Consider the following 18451-nt stretch of genomic DNA (forward strand, 5'->3'; position numbering starts at 1 on the left):
GGGCTCAGCGCAGACCGAGGACGCCCATCGTGTGCTCGGCCATGCGCCGCTCGCCGAGGGCGTTGGGGTGGACGGGCACGATGCTGCTGCCGAACAGCAGCGGCTCGATCCAGCGGGTACCGGGGGCCTCGCAGGCGTCGTGGCCGTCGGACACCCCGGAGAAGTCCACGTAGGTGGCGCCGGTCTCCTCGGCGGCACGCCGGACCGCGTCGTTGAGGTGCGCCTGGATGTCCCGCAGGTAGGGCACGTCACCGGCGGCGACGGGCAGCTTCAGGAAGCAGGACGGGTCGGCGGTGGCCGGTGTGATCCACGGATAGCCGAGCGCCGCCACCCGGGCCCGGGGAGCCCTGGCGCGGACGTCGCGCAGCGCGGCCTTGAGCGCGGGGTACGTGTTGGCCTCGATCTCGTCGTCGAAGGAGGTGCCGTGCTTGTCCTTGCAGGGGCTGCCCTTCCCGCCGCTGAGGACGCCCGCCGTGCCGCAGGCCGTGATGGCGTTGATGAACGTGCTGTTGTCGTTGCCGCCGATGGTGAGTGTGACCAGGTCCGTGCCGGTGCCGAGCGCGTCCAACTGGGGGGCGACGCCCGGGTACTGGGCCTGCGTGAAGTCCGCGGTCTGCGCGGCGCCGCAGGTGACGTCCTTGAGCCGGGCGCCCGTCGCATCCGCGATGACGTGGGGGTAGTTGGCCGTCGAGCGCAGACAGAGCAGGTTGGTGAGGTCGATGGGCAGGACGCCCGATCCGGCACTGTAACTGTCGCCGAGAGCCACGTAGTCGAGGGTGGCGGGTGTGGCGTGCGCGGTGGTGTCCGTGAGGCCGAGGGCGAGCGCGCCGAGAGCGGCAGTTGTCGCGGTCATGACACGGCGAAGGGCGGGCTTCGGCATGTGCTCTCTCTTCCGGGAGGGGGCGGCGGGGTTACCGGGCGGTTCTACTTTTAAGTAATGTGCAGGGCCGTTGAATTGAAGTCAACGCTGTTGACCGAACTTCTCGTCGTCCGGCCGCGCCGACGGCCGCCCGCGCTGTTCTAGAGTTGTCGTTCGCACCAGTGCAGACGATTCCGTGGACCTGTGAGGTACTCACCAGCCATGACGACCGAAACGTTTGAGTTCCAGGTAGAGGCACGTCAGCTGCTCCAGCTGATGATTCACTCCGTCTACTCGAACAAGGATGTCTTCCTGCGCGAGCTCGTCTCCAACGCCTCCGACGCGCTGGACAAGCTGCGCCTGGCCGCCCTGCGCGACGACGCTCCGGGCGCCGACGTGAGCGACCTGCACATCGAGTTGGAGGTCGACCAGGACGCCCGCACCCTGACCGTGCGGGACAACGGCATCGGCATGTCGTACGAGGAGGTCACCCGGCTGATCGGCACGATCGCCAACTCGGGTACAGCCAAGTTCCTGGAGGAACTGCGGGAGGCCAAGGACGCGGCCGGGGCCGACGGCCTCATCGGCCAGTTCGGCGTCGGCTTCTACTCGGGCTTCATGGTGGCGGACGAGGTCACCCTGGTCACCCGCCACGCCGGAGAGACCGAGGGCACCCGGTGGACCTCCCGCGGCGAGGGCACGTACACCCTGGAGCGGATCGGCGAGGCCCCGCAGGGCACCGCGGTCACGCTGCACCTCAAGCCGGCCGACGCCGAGAACCAGCTGCACGACTACACCTCCGCGTGGAAGATCAAGGAGATCGTCAAGCGGTACTCGGACTTCATCACCTGGCCGGTCCGCCTGCTGCCGGAGCCGGCTGCCGAAGGCGACGGCGACGGCGCCGAGGCCCGCGAGGCCGAGACGCTCAACTCGATGAAGGCCCTGTGGGCGCGCCCGCGCGACGAGGTGTCCGACGACGAGTACCACGAGCTGTACAAGCACATCGCCCACGACTGGCGCGACCCGCTGGAGACGATCCGGCTCCAGGCTGAGGGCACCTTCGAGTACCAGGCCCTGCTCTTCGTGCCCTCGCACGCCCCGCACGACCTGTTCACCCAGGGCTACCAGCGCGGCGTCCAGCTCTATGTGAAGCGCGTCTTCATCATGGACGACTGCGAGGAACTGCTGCCGCCCCACCTCCGCTTCGTCAAGGGCGTCGTCGACGCGCAGGACCTCTCGCTGAACGTCTCCCGCGAGATCCTCCAGCAGGACCGCCACATCCGCATGATCCAGCGCAGGCTGACGAAGAAGGTCCTCTCCACGGTCAAGGACCTCAGGACGTCGGCGCCGGAGCGCTACGCCACCTTCTGGCGCGAGTTCGGCGCGGTCCTCAAGGAAGGCCTGGTGACCGACTCCGAGAACCGGGACGCGATCCTCGCCGCCTGCTCGTTCCCCTCCACCCACGACGCCGACGAGCCCACCGCGCTCAAGGACTACGTGGAGCGGATGAAGGACGGTCAGGACGACATCTACTACATGACGGGCGAGTCCCGGCAGGCCATCGAGAACTCCCCGCACATGGAGGCGTTCCGGGCCAAGGGCGTCGAGGTCCTCCTGCTCACCGACGCCGTCGACGAGGTCTGGGTCGACGCGGTGGGGGAGTACGAGGGCAGGACGCTGCGCTCGGTGGCCAAGGGCGAGATCGACCTCTCCGGCACCGAGGAGGAGAAGAGCGAGGCCGAGAAGGAGAAGCAGGGCGAGGAGTACGCCGGGCTGCTCGGCTGGATGACCGAGCACCTGGGCGAGGACGTCAAGGAGGTGCGCCTCTCCTCCCGCCTCACCGTCTCCCCGGCGTGCGTCGTCTCCGACGCGGGTGAGCTGACGCCGGCCCTGGAGAACATGTACCGGGCGATGGGCCAGGAGGTGCCGAGCGCCAAGCGGATCCTGGAGCTCAACCCGGAGCACCAGCTGGTGAAGACCCTGAACCGGGCCTGGACCGACCGGCGGGACCGCGCGGAGCTGACCGAGACCGCCGAACTGCTGCACGCCCTCGCGGTGCTCGCCGAGGGTGGCCGCCCCAAGGAGCCCGCCCGGTTCGTGCAGCTGATGGCGGACCGTCTGGAGCGCACCCTGTAACCGGCCGGAAGGACACGCACTCCACGCCGTCCCGCCATCCGCATGGCGAGACGGCGTGGCATGCGGAGCAGGCTCTTCCGTATATTCGTACGCATGTATGCATCGGCTCCGCTGCTGTGCCTCGCGCTCTTCGCGTGCTCGGCGTGGTGCGTCGACGACGGCCTCTGTCGCCGCTGACCCGCCGGACCGGCCGCGCTCCCCGCGCCGCCGGCCCGCCCGCGTCCGCCGTCCCCGTGCACACCACCCCGGAGATTCTTCCGTGACCACCGCACCTCCGGCCGGGTCCGCCCCGGCCGCGCCGCCACGCGCACCCGCGGCCCTGTTCTCCCCCTCGCCCACCTCCTCGGCCCGGCCCGCGGCACCGCCCCTTCCGCCGGTGCGACGGGCGCCGCTCGTCGTGTCCGGGCTGCTCGCCGCCGCCCTGACCGCGTACGTGTGGTCCGCGCACGGCGCCAAGCCCGGCGTGCTGCTCCTGCTCGGCCTCGGCCTGGGCGTCGCCCTCTTCCACTCCCGCTTCGGGTTCACCTCCGCCTGGCGACGGCTGGTCGCCGTCGGCAACGGCTCCGGGCTGCGGGCGCACGCCCTGCTGCTGGGCACCACGGCCACCCTGTTCGCGCTGCTCATCGGCACGGAGACCGGGCTGTTCGGCTCCCAGCCCGCGCCGTCCGCCGGGCCGATCGGCGTCGGCCTGTTCGCCGGTTCGGCGCTCTTCGCGATCGGCATGCAACTCGGCGGAGCCTGCGCCTCGGGCACCCTGTTCGCGGTCGGCTCGGGACAGACCTCGATCGTGCTGACCCTGGGCGGCTTCGTCGCCGGGGCCACGCTGGCCGCCTGGCAGTTCGACCTGTGGAAGGACCTCCCGGCCTGGCAGCCCGTCGTGCTGTCCGAGCACATCGGCTGGTTCGGCTCCTGGGCCGTGACGATCGGCGCGCTGCTTCTCGTGGTGCTGGTCAGCCGACGCGTCCAGGCCCGGCGCAACCCGCCGCCGCTGGGCGCCGTGCCCTCGGCACGCCGGGCGGCCGTCCGTGCCGTCCGAGGGTCCTGGCCGCTCGCCGTCGGCGCCCTCGCGCTGGCCGTGCTCGGCGCGGGCGTCCTGCTGGTCTCCGGCGGCGCCTGGGGAATTACCAGTGCCTTCAGCCTCTGGGGCTCGGAGCTGGTCGGCGCGCTCGGCGGCCACCCGGAGAACTGGACCTGGTGGCAGCGGCCCGGCAACGCCGAGATGCTGGCCGGTCCGGTGCTCGCCGACAAGACCAGCCTCACCGACATCGGCATCATGGTCGGCGCGGCCGTCGCCGCCTCGCTCGGCGGCACCTGGGCGCTGCACCGGGGCATCCCGTGGCGTACCGCCGTCGCGGCGGTGCTCGGCGGCGTGCTGATGGGCATCGGCGCCCGGCTGGCCGGCGGCTGCAACATCGGCGCCTACCTGGCGGGCATCGCCTCGGGCAGCCTCAGCGGCTGGCTGTGGGGCGCCTTCGCCCTGGCCGGCACCTGGGTGGGTCTCAAACTGCGGCCCCTGTTCGGCCTGGGCAACCCGAAGCCGGGCGACGGCGTCTGCTGACGGGGGATGCCCGTGCGGCACGGGGGTCAGGCCCGCGCCGCACGGGCTGCTGGGGGCGCCGTTTCCCTAGGGGACCGGCCGGTCCGGGGCGGGCCGGTCCGTGGTGGTGATCCGGGCGATGGCCTCCAGGGTGAGGGCACGGCCGTGCGGCTCACGGGCCAGGGCACGGTGCAGCGTCAGGCCCTCGATGAGGGCGTCCAGCTGACGGGCCGTGTCCGGGTCGAAGTGCTTCTCCAGATGGACGCGGCTGCGGCGCATCCACTCGTGGGTCAGCTCCCGGTAGGCCGGCCGGCGCGCGGCGAGCGTGTACAGCTCCTGGGTGAGCACCAGGTCCCGCTGGCTGTCCTCGGACAGCTCGTGCACCAGGTCGGCCACCGCCTCCCGCGCCTGGTCGCGGTCGGCGGCGGCGCCGAGGTGCTCGTCGAACACCGCGACGATGTGGTCGGTGAACCGGCCGAACGCCTCCCGCAGCAGCTGCTCGATGCCGCTGAAGTGGTACGTCATCGAGCCGAGCGGTACCCCCGCGCGCTGCGCGATCCTGCGGTGGGAGACGCGTGCGATGCCCTCCTCGGCGATCAGGTCGAGGGTGGCCGCGAGGATGCGCTCCCGCCGCTGCGGATCCGTGTGTCCGGTTGCCATGGGAGCAGACTTACACGTTCCGCACCGGCCGGGCAGGGTTGCCGACCGCCACGACGTTCGCCGGCACGTCCTTCGTGACGACCGCGCCCGCGCCGATCACCGCGTTGTCCCCGATGGTCACGCCCGGCAGCACGATGGTGCCGCCGCCCAGCCAGACGTTGTCGCCGATGACGATCGGGCGGGCGGCCTCCAGCTTGTCCCGCCGGGGTCCGGGTTCCAGGGGGTGCGTCGGGGTCAGCAACTGGACGTTCGGCCCGATCTGGCAGTCCTCGCCGATGGTGATCGCCGCGACGTCCAGCGCCGTCAGGTTGTAGTTGACGAAGGTGCGCGCCCCGACCCTGATGTTGCTGCCGTAGTCGACGTACAGCGGAGGCCGCACATGGGCCTCGGCGCCCAGGGAGCCGAGCAGTTCCGCGAGCAGCGGTCGCGCCGCCTCCGCGTCCTCCGCGTAGGCCGCCTGGTAGCGGGCCGCCAGCCGCACGGCCTGCTGCTGCCTGCGGGCGATCTCCGGATCGTCGGCGATGTACAGGTCGCCCGCCAGCATGCGTTCGAGGTTGGTGCGGGAGTCGCCCGCGAAGTGGTCCGTCGGCATGCGCCCGATCGTACCCCCGAAAGCGTACGAACGTACACTCCTGAGGGGAGTGCGCGGCCCGGCGATACGGCTCAGCCGCGCCTGGGCCGGAGCACTCCGGCGCACAGCAGCACGAGGAACCCCGCGAGCGGCACCACCAGGAGGCCCACCCGCAGGCTCGTCGCGTCGGCGACGAGCCCCACGACCGGCGGCGAGAGCAGGAAGCCGAGCCGCATCAGCCAGGAGACGAGGGTCAGGCCCGAACCGGGCTTGAGGCCGGGCAGTTCGTCGGCCTCGTGCATCGCCGCCGGGACCAGCGTCGCCACCCCGAACCCGGCCGCGGCGAATCCGAGGACCGTGCCGGGCACCGTCGGCACGGCCAGCGCCAGGCCCATGCCGACCGCGGCGATCAGGGCGCCGGAGCGGGCCACCGCGCGCTGGCCGAAGCGGTCCACGAGCCGGTCGCCGACGATCCGGCCGGCGAACTGCGCGCCGACCAGGGCGACATACCCGGACGCGGCCAGCGCCGCCGTCGCGTGCAGCGAGTCGGAGAGGTAGAGGGTGGCCCAGGACATGCCCGCGTCCTCGACGAGGGTGCCGGCCATGGCGATGAGGACGAGGGCGGTCAGCACCCAGCCGGTGCGCAGGCCGACCGCCGGCGCCCGGATCGGCGACGGCGCGGAGTCCTCGGCGCCGGTCTCCGCGGCCGGTTCCGCCTCGGTCTCGGGGCCCGGCAGGCAGTGGCGCAGGGCGACGCAGGCCGCGACCGCGAACACCACGGCGGAGACGGACAGGTGCGGGCCCCGCGACACGTCGAGCGCGATGGCGGCGGCGGCCATGGAGCCGCCGGTGACGGCACCGATGGACCACACGGCGTGGAAGGAGTTGATGACGGAACGTCCGTAACGGCGCTGCACCCGCAGACCGTGGGCGTTCTGCGCGACATCGGTGAAGGCGTCCATCGCGCCCGCCAGGAACAGGGCCCCCGCGAACACCGCCACCGAGTCGGCGAGGCCCGCGGCGAGGATGCCCACCCCGGTCAGCAGCGTGCCGCCGACCGCCACCCGCGCCGAACCGAACCGGCGTACCAGGATCCCGGCCGCGAGCCCGGCCGTGATGGCTCCCGCCGGGAACGCCGCCACGGCCAGTCCGTAGGCGGCGTTCCCGATGCCCAGGTCCGCCTTGATCTGCGGATAGCGCGGCAGCAGGTTGGCGAACAGGGCCCCGTTGGTGAAGAACAGCACGGCGACGGCCACGCGAGCCCGCCGATCGGCCGGGGTGGGCCGGCGCAGTACGTCAACAGTCATGCGCGGGAGCGTACCCGCCAGGGTGTACGAACGTACACTCCCGGTCGTCCCCGCTCCGGGGACAGGTGGTCAGCGCCGCTCGGCGCACAGGGCCGCGTCCACGGCGCTCTGGAGATGACGCAGGCTGGCACCCTCGGCCGCCCACGTCGTCGTGTAGACGGTCACGGTGCCCCGGCCGCCCGTGGCCCGGCCGCCGCCCACCGAACCGCCGGGCAGGTCGCCGCCGTGGCCCCAGTAGACGCCGCCGCAGCTGAGCGGGATGGAGGCGACGCCGTACCCGTAGCGGCTGCCCGCCGGGTAGACGTCGCGGCCTCCGATGTCGGTGGTGTCCCGCGTCATCAGGCGCACCGCCCAGCCGGGCAGCAGCCGGCCGCCGAACAGACCGTCCCAGAAGGCGTTGAGGTCCACGGGGGTGGACACCAGGCCGCCGGACGCGCCGAACTCGTACCCGGGCAGCTCGGTCACGTCCACCCGGCCGTCCTGCGGGTGCGCGGGATGGACGCCGTAGTTGCGGGCGTGCGGGCCGCGCAGGCCCAGCTCGCCGGGCGCGGGCCAGTAGGTGTCGTCCAGGTGCAGCGGGCGCAGGATCGTGCGCTCCACATATGTGCGGAAGCCGACCCCGGACACCTCGTCGATCACCATGCCGAGGACCAGGTAGTTGGTGTTGGAGTAGCCCCAGTCCGTGCCGGGCTCGAAGACGGGCTCCGCGTCGAGCGCCAGGGCCAGGTACTCCTCGGGCGTCCCCGGCCGGGTCCAGTCCACCAGCGCCGAGTACTCCGGCAGCCCGCTGGTCTGCTTCAGCAACTGCCGTACGGTGATGGGGCTGTCGGCCAGCTGCGGCACGTAGGAGCCCGCACGGTCGCCGAGGCCCAGGCGGCCGTCCGCCACCAGCCGCAGCACCGCGGTCGCGGTGAACGCCTTGGTGTCGCTGGCGAGCCGGAACCGGCCCCGCTCGTCGGTCATCGGCCGGCCCGAGTCCAGGTCCGCGACGCCCGAGGCGCGCGTCGTCCTGCCGTCGTACGCGAGGGCCCCCGGTACGCCGTCGCGTGCGGTGAGCAGGTCCAGTTGACGTTGCACGGGGTCGGGGCGGTGGGCCGGGTGGGCGGCCGCCGCGGGCGCGAGCGCCCCGGTGAGCACGGCGGCGAGCAGGACTGCGGCGGCGAGGCGCTTGCGGTGCATGTGTCTTCCCCCTGTTCGTGGCCGCCCGACTGCGGCGGGCGGACGGTGTCCCTGCACCGACGACCCTCTCAGGGCCGGGAAGGAAGATCAGTGGGACTGGCCCCCGGGCCGGGGGTGTCACCAACACCCCCGCCGATACCCCGTCGCGCGGGCGCGCCCGGCCTCAGCCGAGCAGGTCGGCGACGAGCACGGCGAACTCCTCGGGGGTGGCCAGCCGGACGCCGAGCTGCTCCGCCTTGGCCCGCTTCGAACCCGCCCCCTCGCCCGCGACGACGAGCGTCGTGTTCTTGGAGACGCTGGAGGAGGAGCGTCCGCCGGCCCGCTCGATCAGTTCGTTCATCTCGTTGCGGCTGAGCCGCTCCAGGTCCCCGGTCATCGCGCCGGTGACGACCACCTTCATGCCCGCCAGCGGACCGCCGTCCGCCGCCGCGGCGGGCGTCGCCCCGTCCTCGCCGTCCGCGTCGGCGGGCGGGGGAGGGGCCGCGCCGGGCTCGGTCATGTTCACGCCGGCGGCGGCGAGCTTGTCGATGAGCGGGGCCAGTTCGGCGATCTCCGCGACGACGGAGGGGGCCTTCTCCACCCCGATCCCGTCGACCCGCTGCATGGCCTCGGCGTCGGCGGCGCGTATGTGGTCCATGGTGGCGAAGTACCGGGCGATGCGCCGGGACATGGAACGGCCGGTGCCCCGCACGCCCAGCGCGCACAGCACCCGGGACAGCGGCTGCTCCTTGGCCCGGGCGAGCGCGGCGAGCAGGTTGTCGGTGCTGGTGTCGCCCATCCGCTCCAGGGCGAGCAACTGCTCGCGCCGGAGCAGGAAGAGGTCGGCCAGGTCGGCGACGAGCCCCGCCTCCACGAGCTGGACGACCCGGGTGGTGCCCAGCCCCTCGATGTCGAGCTGGTCCCGCCCCGCGGCGTAGGCGAGGGCGGCGACCAGGTGGCAGTTGCGGCCCTGCGCGCACCGCCAGCGCTCCTCGCTCGTGTCGATGTCCGAGCCGCAGCGCGGACACGCCTCGGGGAAGACGATGGGCTGTTCCTCGCCCGTCCGCAGATGTGCGACGGGAGCCTCGATGCGCGGGATGACGTCACCGGCGCGGTGCACCATGACGTGGTCGCCCAGCCGCAGACCGCGACGGGTGATGTCGGCCGGATTGTGCAGCGTGGCGTAGGCGATCGTGGAGCCCTCGATGACCACCGGTTCCAGGACGCCGCGCGGGGCGATGATGCCGGTACGGCCGACGTTCCACTCCACCTCGAGCAGCCGGGTGATCTTCTCCACGGCCGGGAGCTTGTAGGCGATCGCCCACCGCGGCGCCCGCGAGCCCGACCCGGCGGCCCGCCGGTCGGCGGCGAGGTCGGCCTTGACGACGATCCCGTCGATGCCGAACGGCAGCTCGGCACGGAGCGCGGCGATCTCCTGGACCCGCGCCACCACCTGCTCGGGCGTCTCCACGACCACGTCCGGCACCGCCGTGCCGGTGCTGGTGTGCACGCCGAGCCCGGCCGCCGTCTCCATCAGCTCGCTGTACGGCAGCTCCTCCAGCCGCCCCGCGAGCCCCGCGTCGGTGTCCGGCAGGGCCAGCAGGCCGTACCCGAAGAACGTCATCGGCACCGTGTAGGCGCGCTCCTTCGCCCGCAGGGTGCCCGCGGCCGCGTTGCGCGGGTTGGCGAAGGGCTGTCCGCCGTGCTGGATGCGCACCTCGTTGGCGTGCTCGAACTGGGCCGTCGTCATCAGGATCTCGCCGCGCACCTCGACGGTCACCGGCTCGGCCAGCACCTCCGGCAGCCCCTCCACGGTGCCGATCGCGTGCGAGACGTCCTCCCCGGCCGTGCCGTCGCCCCGGGTGATCAGCCGGGTGAGGCGGCCCTCCCGGTAGCGGGCGGCGACGGCGAGGCCGTCCAGCTTGGGGCCCACGCTGAACCGCGCGGCCTCGCGGTCGATGCGCCGGGCCAGGGATTCCGTCCAGGCGGTGAACTCCTCCGGCGAGAACACGTTGTCCAGGCTGAGCATCGGCACCGTGTGCGGCACGTCCCCCTCGGCCGCGCCGCCGGCGACCTTGCCGGTGGGGGAGTCGGGCAGCACCTCGTCGGGGTGCTCGGCCTCCCACGCGGCGATCCCTCTCGCCAGCCGGTCGTAGGCGTCGTCGTCCAGCGGGGCGGAGCCGCCCGCGTAGTAGGCGGCGGCCGCGCGCGCGGCGTCCGCCACCGCCTGGGCGTAGGCGGTGGCGTCGACGATCACTGCTGCAGGAGTAGTCATGGCCCAAATCATGCCGCCCACCACTGACAACGGGCCCTCGCCGCCGGGTGGCGGCCGTTCCGCTTGCGGAGCCGCCGACATGGGGTTTCGGTGGAGTCGACTGCCACCGCCCCTGGAGCTCTCATGTCGATGTCGTCGTTCGGATTCGGTGCGTCCGATCCCTTCAGCGATCTGTTCAACCGGTTCTTCGGAACGTCGCCCGCCTCCTCGCCCCCGGCGGTGCAGCGGGTGCCGATCGGCCGGCTGCTGACCGAGTCCTCGCAGGAGCTCCTCAACCTGGCGGCACGGCGGTCGCTGGAGGACGGGACGTCCGACCTGGACACCGAGCACCTGTTGTGGGCGGCCACGAAGGTCGAGCCCGCGCGGGGACTGCTCGCCCGGGCGGACGCCGACCCCGACACACTCGCGGACCGGATCGCCGAGGTGCTGCCCCGCGAGGCGGGCGAGCCGTCCGCCGAGCCGGGCCTCACCCCGGCGGCCAAGCGCACCCTCGCCACCGCCTACGCCCGCTCCCGCGCGTCCGGCGTCTCCTACATCGGCCCCGAGCACATCCTGGGCGCCCTGCTCGCGGACGGCGACACGGGCGCGGCCCGGCTGCTGGGCGCTCAGGGGCAGGACATCGGCAAGCTGGAGGGGCTCACCGACCAGGTCGCCCGTTCGGGCGGGACTCCGGGCGACGACGGCGGCAGGCCCGTCACGACGCTGGACGAGTACGGGCGGGACCTGACCGACGAGGCGAAGGCCGGGAAGCTCGACCCCGTCGTCGGCCGCGCCGAGGAGATCGAGCAGACCGTCGAGATCCTCTCCCGGCGCTCGAAGAACAACCCGGTGCTGATCGGCGAGCCCGGCGTCGGCAAGACCGCCATCGTGGAGGGGCTGGCCCAACGCATCGTCGCCGGTGAGGTCCCGGACACGCTCAAGGACAGGAGAGTGGTCGCCCTCGACCTGTCCGCCATGGTGGCGGGCGCGCAGTACCGGGGACAGTTCGAGGAGCGGCTCAAGAAGGTCATCGAGGACGTCCAGCAGGCCCGCGGCGACATCGTCCTGTTCATCGACGAACTGCACACCGTCGTCGGCGCCGGGGCGAGCGGCGAGAGCTCCATGGACGCCGGCAACATGCTCAAGCCGGCCCTCGCGCGCGGCGAACTGCACGTGGTGGGCGCCACGACCATCGACGAGTACCGCAAGTACGTCGAGAAGGACGCCGCCCTCGAACGCCGCTTCCAGCCCGTGATGGTTCCCGAGCCCTCGGTCGAGGAGACGGTGCAGATCCTGGAGGGCCTGCGCGACGCCTACGAGGCGCACCACCAGGTCCGCTTCGCCGACGGAGCGCTGACAGCCGCGGCGGAGCTGTCCGACCGCTACGTCGGCGACCGTTTCCTGCCCGACAAGGCGATCGACGTCATGGACCAGGCGGGCGCCCGGGTACGGCTGCGCAGCGCGAGCCGCTCCACCGAGGTCGTCAGCCGCGAGGACCGCGTCGCGAAGCTGCGCCGGGAGCAGGAGCAGGCCGTCGCCGCCGAGGACTACGACCGGGCGGGCGAGCTGAAGCACGAGATCGCCGAGGCGGAGGGCGAACTCGCGGGCATCCAGGAACGCCGCGAGGGCGTCGTCTCCGTCACCGCCGACGACATCGCGGACGTGATCTCCCGCCGCACCGGCATCCCGGTCTCGCGGCTGACGGCCGGGGAGAAGGAACGCCTGCTCAGGCTGGAGGACGAGATGCACGCCCGGATCGTCGGCCAGGACCGGGCGGTCACCGCCGTCGCGCGGGCCGTGCGCCGCAACCGGGCCGGCATGGGCGACCCCGACCGGCCCGTGGGCTCCTTCCTCTTCCTCGGCCCGACCGGCGTCGGCAAGACCGAGCTGGCCAAGACCCTCGCCGAGCTGCTGTTCGGCGAGGAGAACCGCATGATCCGCTTCGACATGAGCGAGTTCCAGGAGAAGCACACGGTCGCCCGGCTCGTCGGCGCGCCCCCGGGATACGTCGGCTACGAGGAGGCCGGCCAGCTCACCGAGAAGGTCCGCAGGCAGCCCTACAGCGTGGTCCTGTTCGACGAGGTGGAGAAGGCCCACCCCGACGTCTTCAACACACTGCTGCAGATCCTCGACGACGGCCGCCTCACCGACGGACAGGGCCGCACCGTCGACTTCCGGCACTGCGTGGTCATCATGACGTCCAACATCGGCGCCCACCGCATCCTCGACCACAAGGGCGACGTGTCCGGCCTCAAGGACGAGCTCATGCAGGAGCTGCGGGGCCGGTTCCTGCCGGAGTTCCTCAACCGCATCGACGACATCATCGTCTTCCACGGCCTCACCGAGGCCGACCTCTCGCGGATCGTCGACCACCTGCTGGCCGGGAGCGAACGGCGGGTGCACGCCCAGGGCCTGACGCTCAAGGTCACCGAGGCGGCCAAGAAGCTGCTGATCGCGCACGGCCACCAGCCGGAGTTCGGCGCCCGACCGCTCAGGCGCACCATCCAGGCCGAACTCGACAACCGCGTCGCCGACCTGCTCCTCGGCGGCGAGGCCGACCCCGGGGACACCGTCGTCGCCGACGTGGTCGACGACTCCCTGCACTGCACGGTCGACAAGTCCGGCATCGCACGACCCGCGGAGGCGAGCGGCACATGAACACCGTCGAGGAGACCATCGAGATCGCCGTACCGGTGCGCACCGCGTACGACCAGTGGACCCAGTTCGAGTGCTTCCCGCGGTTCATGACCACCGTGCAGCGCGTCGAACAGATCAGGCCCGCTGTGACCCTGTGGGTCGTCGGACTCGGCCTCGCCCGCCGGGAGTTCGCGACCGAGATCGTGGACCAGGTGCCCGACTCGCACCTGACCTGGCGCAGTCTCGGGCAACGCCACGGCCACCGGGGCGAGGTGACCTTCCGGCCCACCGAGGCGGACCGCACCTCGGTGACCGTGCGGATGTCGGCCGAGCCGCGCGGACTCACGGGCGTACTCACCCTGGTCCCCGGTGCGGCGGGCCGCGTCGTGCGGCACGAACTCGCGCACTTCAAGGCGTACATCGAAGGGCACGGGGAGGCGAGCGGCGCCTGGCGGGGGACGATCCGCGGCGGCCAGGTGCGGCCGGGGGAGCCGGAACCGCCGCGCAGCCGGGTGGCGGTCTGGCCCGTGGGCTGACGGGCCCGTACCGAACACGGCGCAGGCCCGTACCGAACACGGCGCAGACCCGTGCCGGAACACAGCGAACGAGAGGCGATCCCCCGATGAAGAAGCCGCCCAGGGACGAACCCCGGGACGACCTGACCGTCACCCCGCCCAAGACCTGGGCCGCGGGCGTGCCCGCCGTGGTGCACGCACTGGAGTACTCCCTGGCGCAGACGTCCCCCAGGGAAACCGCGGTGGACCTGCTGACCATGAACCAGGTGGACGGGATCGACTGCCCGGGCTGCGCCTGGGCGGACCCCGCGCCCGGCCGCCGGCACCGCAACGAGTACTGCGAGAACGGCGCCAAGCACATCAACGACGAGGCGACCACCCGGCGGATCACCGCCGACTTCTTCCGCGAGCACTCCGTCTCCGACCTGGCCCAGCGCTCCGACCTGTGGCTGAACCAGCAGGGGCGGCTCACCGAGCCGATGGTGAAGCGGCCCGGCTCCGACCACTACGAGCCGATCAGCTGGCGCGACGCCCTCGACCTGCTCGCCGGGGAGCTGAAGGCGCTGGCCACCCCCGACGAGGCGGTCTTCTACACCTCGGGCCGGGTCGGCAACGAAGCCGCCTTCGTGCTGCAGCTCTTCGCCCGCGCCTACGGCACCAACAACCTGCCCGACTGCAGCAACATGTGCCACGAGTCGAGCGGCTTCGCCCTGCACGAGACCCTCGGCACCGGCAAGGGCACGGTCAGCCTCGACGACCTCCACCACGCCGACCTGATCTTCCTGGTGGGACAGAACCCCGGCTCCAACCACCCGCGGCAGCTGTCCGCGCTGGAGCAGGCCAAGCGCAACGGCGCCCGCATCGTCGCCGCCAACCCGCTCCCGGAGGCGGGGCTGCTGCGGTTCAGGAACCCGCAGAACGCACGCGGGGTCATCGGCCAGGGCGTCCGGATCGCCGACCGGTTCCTGCACATCCGCCCCGGCGGCGACCTCGCCCTGTTCCAGGCACTGAACCGGCTGCTCCTAGAGGCCGAGGACGCCCGGCCCGGCACGGTCCTGGACCACGCGTTCATCCGCGACAGCACCAGCGGCTTCGAGGAGTTCGCCGAGCACGCCCGGCAGGCCTCCTGGGACGACGTGGTCGCCACCACCGGTCTGACCCGTCACGAGATCGAGCGGGTCCGCGACGAGGTACTGCGCAGCAAGCGGGTCATCGTCTGCTGGGCGATGGGCATCACCCAGCACAAACACGGCGTGCCCACCATCCGGGAGATCGTCAACTTCCTGCTGCTGCGCGGCAACCTCGGCCGGGCCGGAGCCGGCGCCTGCCCCGTGCGCGGCCACAGCAACGTCCAGGGCGACCGCACCATGGGCATCTGGGAGCAGATGCCGGACTCCTTCCTGGACGCCCTGCGCGACGAGTTCGGCTTCGACCCGCCGCGCGCCCACGGCCTCGACTCGGTCGACTCGATCAAGGCGATGCGGGAGGGCCGGATCAAGGTCTTCCTCGGCGTCGCGGGCAACTTCGTCCGGGCCGCCCCCGACAGCTCGGTCACCGAGGAGGCCATGCGCCGCTGCCGCCTGACCGCCCACGTCTCCACCAAGCTCAACGGGTCCCACACCGTCTGCGGGCAGACCGCGCTGATCCTGCCCACCCTCGGCCGCACCGAACGCGACCAGCAGGCGGGCGGGGAGCAGTTCGTCACCGTGGAGAACTCCATGAGCGAGGTGCACACCTCCCGCGGACGGCTCAAGCCCGCCTCACCCCTGCTGCTCAGCGAGGTCGCCATCCTGTGCCGGCTCGCCCGCCGCACCCTCGGCACCGGCCCCGGGAACGTGACCTGGGAGGAGTTCGAGGCCGACTACGGCGCGATCCGCGACCGGATCTCCCGGGTCGTGCCGGGCCTGCACGACTTCAACCGGCGCGTGGCACGCCCCGGCGGCATCCGGCTGCCCAACCCCGTCAACGAGGGCGTCTACCGCACCGCCACCGGCAAGGCCATGTTCACCCGCAACACCTGGCGCACGCCCGACGTGCCCGAGGGCCACCTGCTGCTGCAGACCCTGCGCTCCCACGACCAGTGGAACACCATCCCCTACACCCTGAACGACCGCTACCGGGGCATCCACGGCAGCCGCCGGGTGGTCATGGTCAACCCGGACGACCTGAGCGCCCTGTCCCTGGCCGAGGGAGACCGCGTCGACGTCGTCGGGGTCTGGCACGACGACACCGAGCGGCGCGCCGAGGGCTTCGAGGTGGTCCCCTACCCCACCGCACGCGGATCCGCCGCCGCGTACTACCCGGAGACCCAGGTCCTGGTCCCGCTGGACAGCGTCGCCGACATCAGCAACCAGCCCACCTCGAAGGGCATCCTCGTCCGGCTGGAGCGCGTGACACCGTAGCCGCATCGTGAGACGGGCCCCGCCGCGGGAATGGCGGGAAGCGGGGCTCCGTTGACAGCTGTCGTGCCCGACTCTTCTCCACGGCCCACGGCCGGACGCATGCCGCTCGCCGTCTACATCCTCGGCCTGTCCGTCTTCGCCCTCGGCACCAGCGAGTTCATGCTCTCCGGACTGCTGCCGCCCATCGCCGACGACATGGACGTGTCGATCCCCCGAGCCGGGCTGCTCATATCGGCGTTCGCGATCGGCATGGTGGTCGGCGCGCCGCTGCTGGCCGTCGCGACCCTGCGCCTCCCGCGCAAGACCACGCTGGTCGCGCTGATCTCGGTGTTCGGCGTCGGCCAGGTCGCGGGCGCGCTCGCGACGAGCTACGAGGTCCTGTTCGTCTCGCGGGTCGTCAGCGCCCTCGCCTGCGCCGGCTTCTGGGCGGTGGGCGCGGCCGTGGCCATCGCGATGGTGCCGGTGACCGCGCGGGCCCGCGCGATGGCCGTGATGATCGGCGGACTGTCCATCGCCAACGTCCTCGGCGTCCCGGCGGGCGCCTTCCTCGGCGAGCACCTGGGCTGGCGGTCCGCGTTCTGGGCCGTGGGCGGCGCGTCCGCCGTCGCGCTCGTCGGCGTGGTGACCCTCATCCCCCGTATCCCGCTGCCCGAGCGGCGGCCCCGGCTGCGGGGCGAGCTGGCGATCTACCGGGACCACCAGGTCTGGCTGTCCATCGTCGTGACCGCGCTCGCCGCCGGCGGCGTCTTCTGCGCCTTCTCCTACCTCGCCCCGCTGCTCACCGACGTCGCCGGACTGGCGGACGGATGGGTGCCGACCGTGCTGGCGCTGTTCGGCGTCGGCGCGCTGATCGGCACGGCGATCGGCGGCCGGGTCGCCGACGCCCACCTGTTCGGCGTACTGCTCTCCGGCATCACCGCCTCGACGGTGCTGCTGGCCGCCCTCGCGCTGTTCGCCGGCAGCCCCGCCGCCGTGACCGTCCTGGCGCTGCTGCTCGGCGTCTCCGCGTTCTACACGGCGCCCGCGCTGAACGCGCGCATGTTCAACGTCGCCGGTGCCGCGCCCACCCTCGCGGGCGCGACGACGACCGCCGCGTTCAACCTGGGCAACACCGGCGGGCCCTGGCTCGGCGGCACGGTGATCGACGCGGACCTCGGCTACGAGGCCACCGCCTGGGCGGGCGGGGCGATGACCCTGGTCGCGATCGCCTTCGTCGCCGTCTCCCTGCGGCTGCACACCCGGTCGCGCGTCGTGACGGGCGGCGGCCCGGCCGCCGAGACCGCGAGCGTGGAGCGGGCCCAGCGGGTGTGACGCGGGCCTCGGCGCTCACCGTCGCCGGGGCCGCTCCGCGACGGCCCTGGCACAGCGGTCGGCCAGCCCGGCGAACGCCTCCTTGAGCGCGGGCGGGCCGACCACCTCGATGTCGGTGTCGTAGAGGCAGAAGGCGGCCGCGAGCGAGGGCCACGACCAGGAGCCCGTCGTGAGCCGGCAGCGGTCGGGACCCAGCTCCTCGACCGTCCCGTCGGCGGCGTGCGGGGACACCGCGGAGGCGGGCAGGTGGAGTACGGCCGTGCCGCGGCAGGGCCAGTCCGGGGAGCCGTCGGAGCCGCGGAACCTGCCGGTCAGGAAGGCGGCCGCGTCCCCGCCGGGCAGGTCCCGGGGCGTGAAGCGCGGGCCGGTGGGTGTGCGCGGGGTGATCCGGTCGGCACGGAAGACCCGCCAGTCCTCGCGGTCCAGGTCCCAGGCGACCAGGTACCAGCGCCCGCCCCGGGCGACGAGATGGTGCGGCTCCACCCGGCGCGGGGGCGGCGCCTCCTCCGCCGCCGTGTCCGCGGCGTGGGCCGGGGCATGGTCGAAGCGCAGGACCTCGCGTGCCTGGACGGCGGCGCTGAGCGCCATCAGGACGCCGGTGTCCGCCTGGGGCTGCGGCCGGGGCGCGGACCGTGCGACGGAGGTGACCTGGAGGGCGTCGATCCGGTGCCGCAGCCGGGCGGGCATGACCTGGCGCAGGGTGGTCAGGGCGCGCTCGGCCCCGTCCTCGATCCCCGCGCCGGTGGCCGCGGCCGTCCGGAGCGCGACCGCGAGGGCCACCGCCTGCTCGTCGTCGAAGAGCAGCGGAGGCAACCGCGTTCCGGCGTCCAGGCGGTAACCGCCGTCGGGGCCCTTCACCGCCCGCACGGGATAGCCCAGCTCCCGCAGCCGGTCGACGTCGCGCCGCAGCGTGCGCGCACTGACGTCCAGCCGCTCGGCCAGCACCGCGCCGGGCCAGTCCCGGCGGGCCTGGAGCAGCGAGAGCAGGGACAGCAGCCGGGCCGAGGTCTTCTGCATGACCACCATGCTGCCGCACATAGCGGCCACAACCTGACCGCTACCTGAAGCAGAGTGGGCACCGCGGGGCCGGACCGGCCCCGCGGC

General features: G+C 72.9%; 13 protein-coding genes. 6 read left to right on the forward strand and 7 right to left on the reverse strand.

Annotation, left to right across the window (positions count from 1 at the left end):
• Nucleotides 1–4: 4 nt before the first annotated feature.
• Entirely contained in the window at nucleotides 5–880 is an 876-nt protein-coding gene (locus C4J65_RS33500; RefSeq protein WP_115745816.1) for an SGNH/GDSL hydrolase family protein, read from the reverse strand.
• 201 nt (nucleotides 881–1081) lie between these two features.
• Here C4J65_RS33500 and htpG point away from each other — a divergent pair, with 201 nt between their 5' ends.
• A complete protein-coding gene (gene htpG, locus C4J65_RS33505) occupies nucleotides 1082–2995 on the forward strand; it encodes a molecular chaperone HtpG (protein ID WP_115745817.1) in 1914 nt (637 codons plus the stop codon).
• A gap of 259 nt (nucleotides 2996–3254) precedes the next feature.
• Nucleotides 3255–4553, forward strand: coding sequence for a YeeE/YedE family protein (locus tag C4J65_RS33510; RefSeq protein ID WP_115745818.1), 1299 nt, complete (start codon nucleotides 3255–3257; stop codon nucleotides 4551–4553).
• A 66-nt stretch (nucleotides 4554–4619) separates the two neighbouring features.
• On the opposite strand, the gene C4J65_RS33515 is transcribed toward C4J65_RS33510, so the two are convergent.
• The 5 genes from C4J65_RS33515 to ligA form a co-directional block, all read right to left on the reverse strand.
• Nucleotides 4620–5192 (reverse strand): TetR family transcriptional regulator, encoded by a 573-nt coding sequence (locus C4J65_RS33515; RefSeq protein WP_115745819.1) that lies wholly within the window; start codon nucleotides 5190–5192, stop codon nucleotides 4620–4622.
• A gap of 10 nt (nucleotides 5193–5202) precedes the next feature.
• A complete protein-coding gene (locus C4J65_RS33520) occupies nucleotides 5203–5784 on the reverse strand; it encodes a sugar O-acetyltransferase (protein ID WP_115745820.1) in 582 nt (193 codons plus the stop codon).
• Between the two features lie 71 nt (nucleotides 5785–5855).
• On the reverse strand, nucleotides 5856–7070 hold the full coding sequence (locus C4J65_RS33525) for an MFS transporter (protein WP_115745821.1): 1215 nt from the start codon (nucleotides 7068–7070) through the stop codon (nucleotides 5856–5858).
• Nucleotides 7071–7139: 69 nt separating this feature from the next.
• The gene (locus C4J65_RS33530; RefSeq protein WP_115745822.1) at nucleotides 7140–8249 is read right to left on the reverse strand and encodes a serine hydrolase domain-containing protein; all 1110 of its coding nucleotides are present in this window, start codon (nucleotides 8247–8249) and stop codon (nucleotides 7140–7142) included.
• Nucleotides 8250–8412: 163 nt separating this feature from the next.
• Nucleotides 8413–10503 (reverse strand): NAD-dependent DNA ligase LigA, encoded by a 2091-nt coding sequence (gene ligA / locus C4J65_RS33535; protein ID WP_162833473.1) that lies wholly within the window; start codon nucleotides 10501–10503, stop codon nucleotides 8413–8415.
• A 123-nt stretch (nucleotides 10504–10626) separates the two neighbouring features.
• On the opposite strand from ligA, the gene C4J65_RS33540 reads away from it, so the two are divergent.
• From C4J65_RS33540 to C4J65_RS33555, 4 genes are all read left to right on the forward strand, one after another.
• Nucleotides 10627–13140 (forward strand): ATP-dependent Clp protease ATP-binding subunit, encoded by a 2514-nt coding sequence (locus C4J65_RS33540; RefSeq protein WP_115745824.1) that lies wholly within the window; start codon nucleotides 10627–10629, stop codon nucleotides 13138–13140.
• The gene (locus C4J65_RS33545; protein ID WP_115745825.1) at nucleotides 13137–13655 is read left to right on the forward strand and encodes an SRPBCC family protein; all 519 of its coding nucleotides are present in this window, start codon (nucleotides 13137–13139) and stop codon (nucleotides 13653–13655) included. Before C4J65_RS33540 ends, C4J65_RS33545 begins: the two co-directional genes overlap by 4 nt.
• An 86-nt stretch (nucleotides 13656–13741) precedes the next feature.
• A complete protein-coding gene (locus C4J65_RS33550; protein ID WP_115745826.1) occupies nucleotides 13742–16036 on the forward strand; it encodes an FdhF/YdeP family oxidoreductase in 2295 nt (764 codons plus the stop codon).
• A 99-nt stretch (nucleotides 16037–16135) separates the two neighbouring features.
• On the forward strand, nucleotides 16136–17347 hold the full coding sequence (locus C4J65_RS33555) for a Cmx/CmrA family chloramphenicol efflux MFS transporter (RefSeq protein ID WP_115745827.1): 1212 nt from the start codon (nucleotides 16136–16138) through the stop codon (nucleotides 17345–17347).
• Nucleotides 17348–17362: 15 nt separating this feature from the next.
• Here the strand turns inward: C4J65_RS33555 and C4J65_RS33560 are convergent, their stop codons facing one another.
• Nucleotides 17363–18364 (reverse strand): WYL domain-containing protein, encoded by a 1002-nt coding sequence (locus C4J65_RS33560; protein ID WP_162833474.1) that lies wholly within the window; start codon nucleotides 18362–18364, stop codon nucleotides 17363–17365.
• Nucleotides 18365–18451 lie beyond the last annotated feature (87 nt).

The organism is Streptomyces sp. CB09001 (genome assembly GCF_003369795.1).
Taxonomy (GTDB): domain Bacteria; phylum Actinomycetota; class Actinomycetes; order Streptomycetales; family Streptomycetaceae; genus Streptomyces.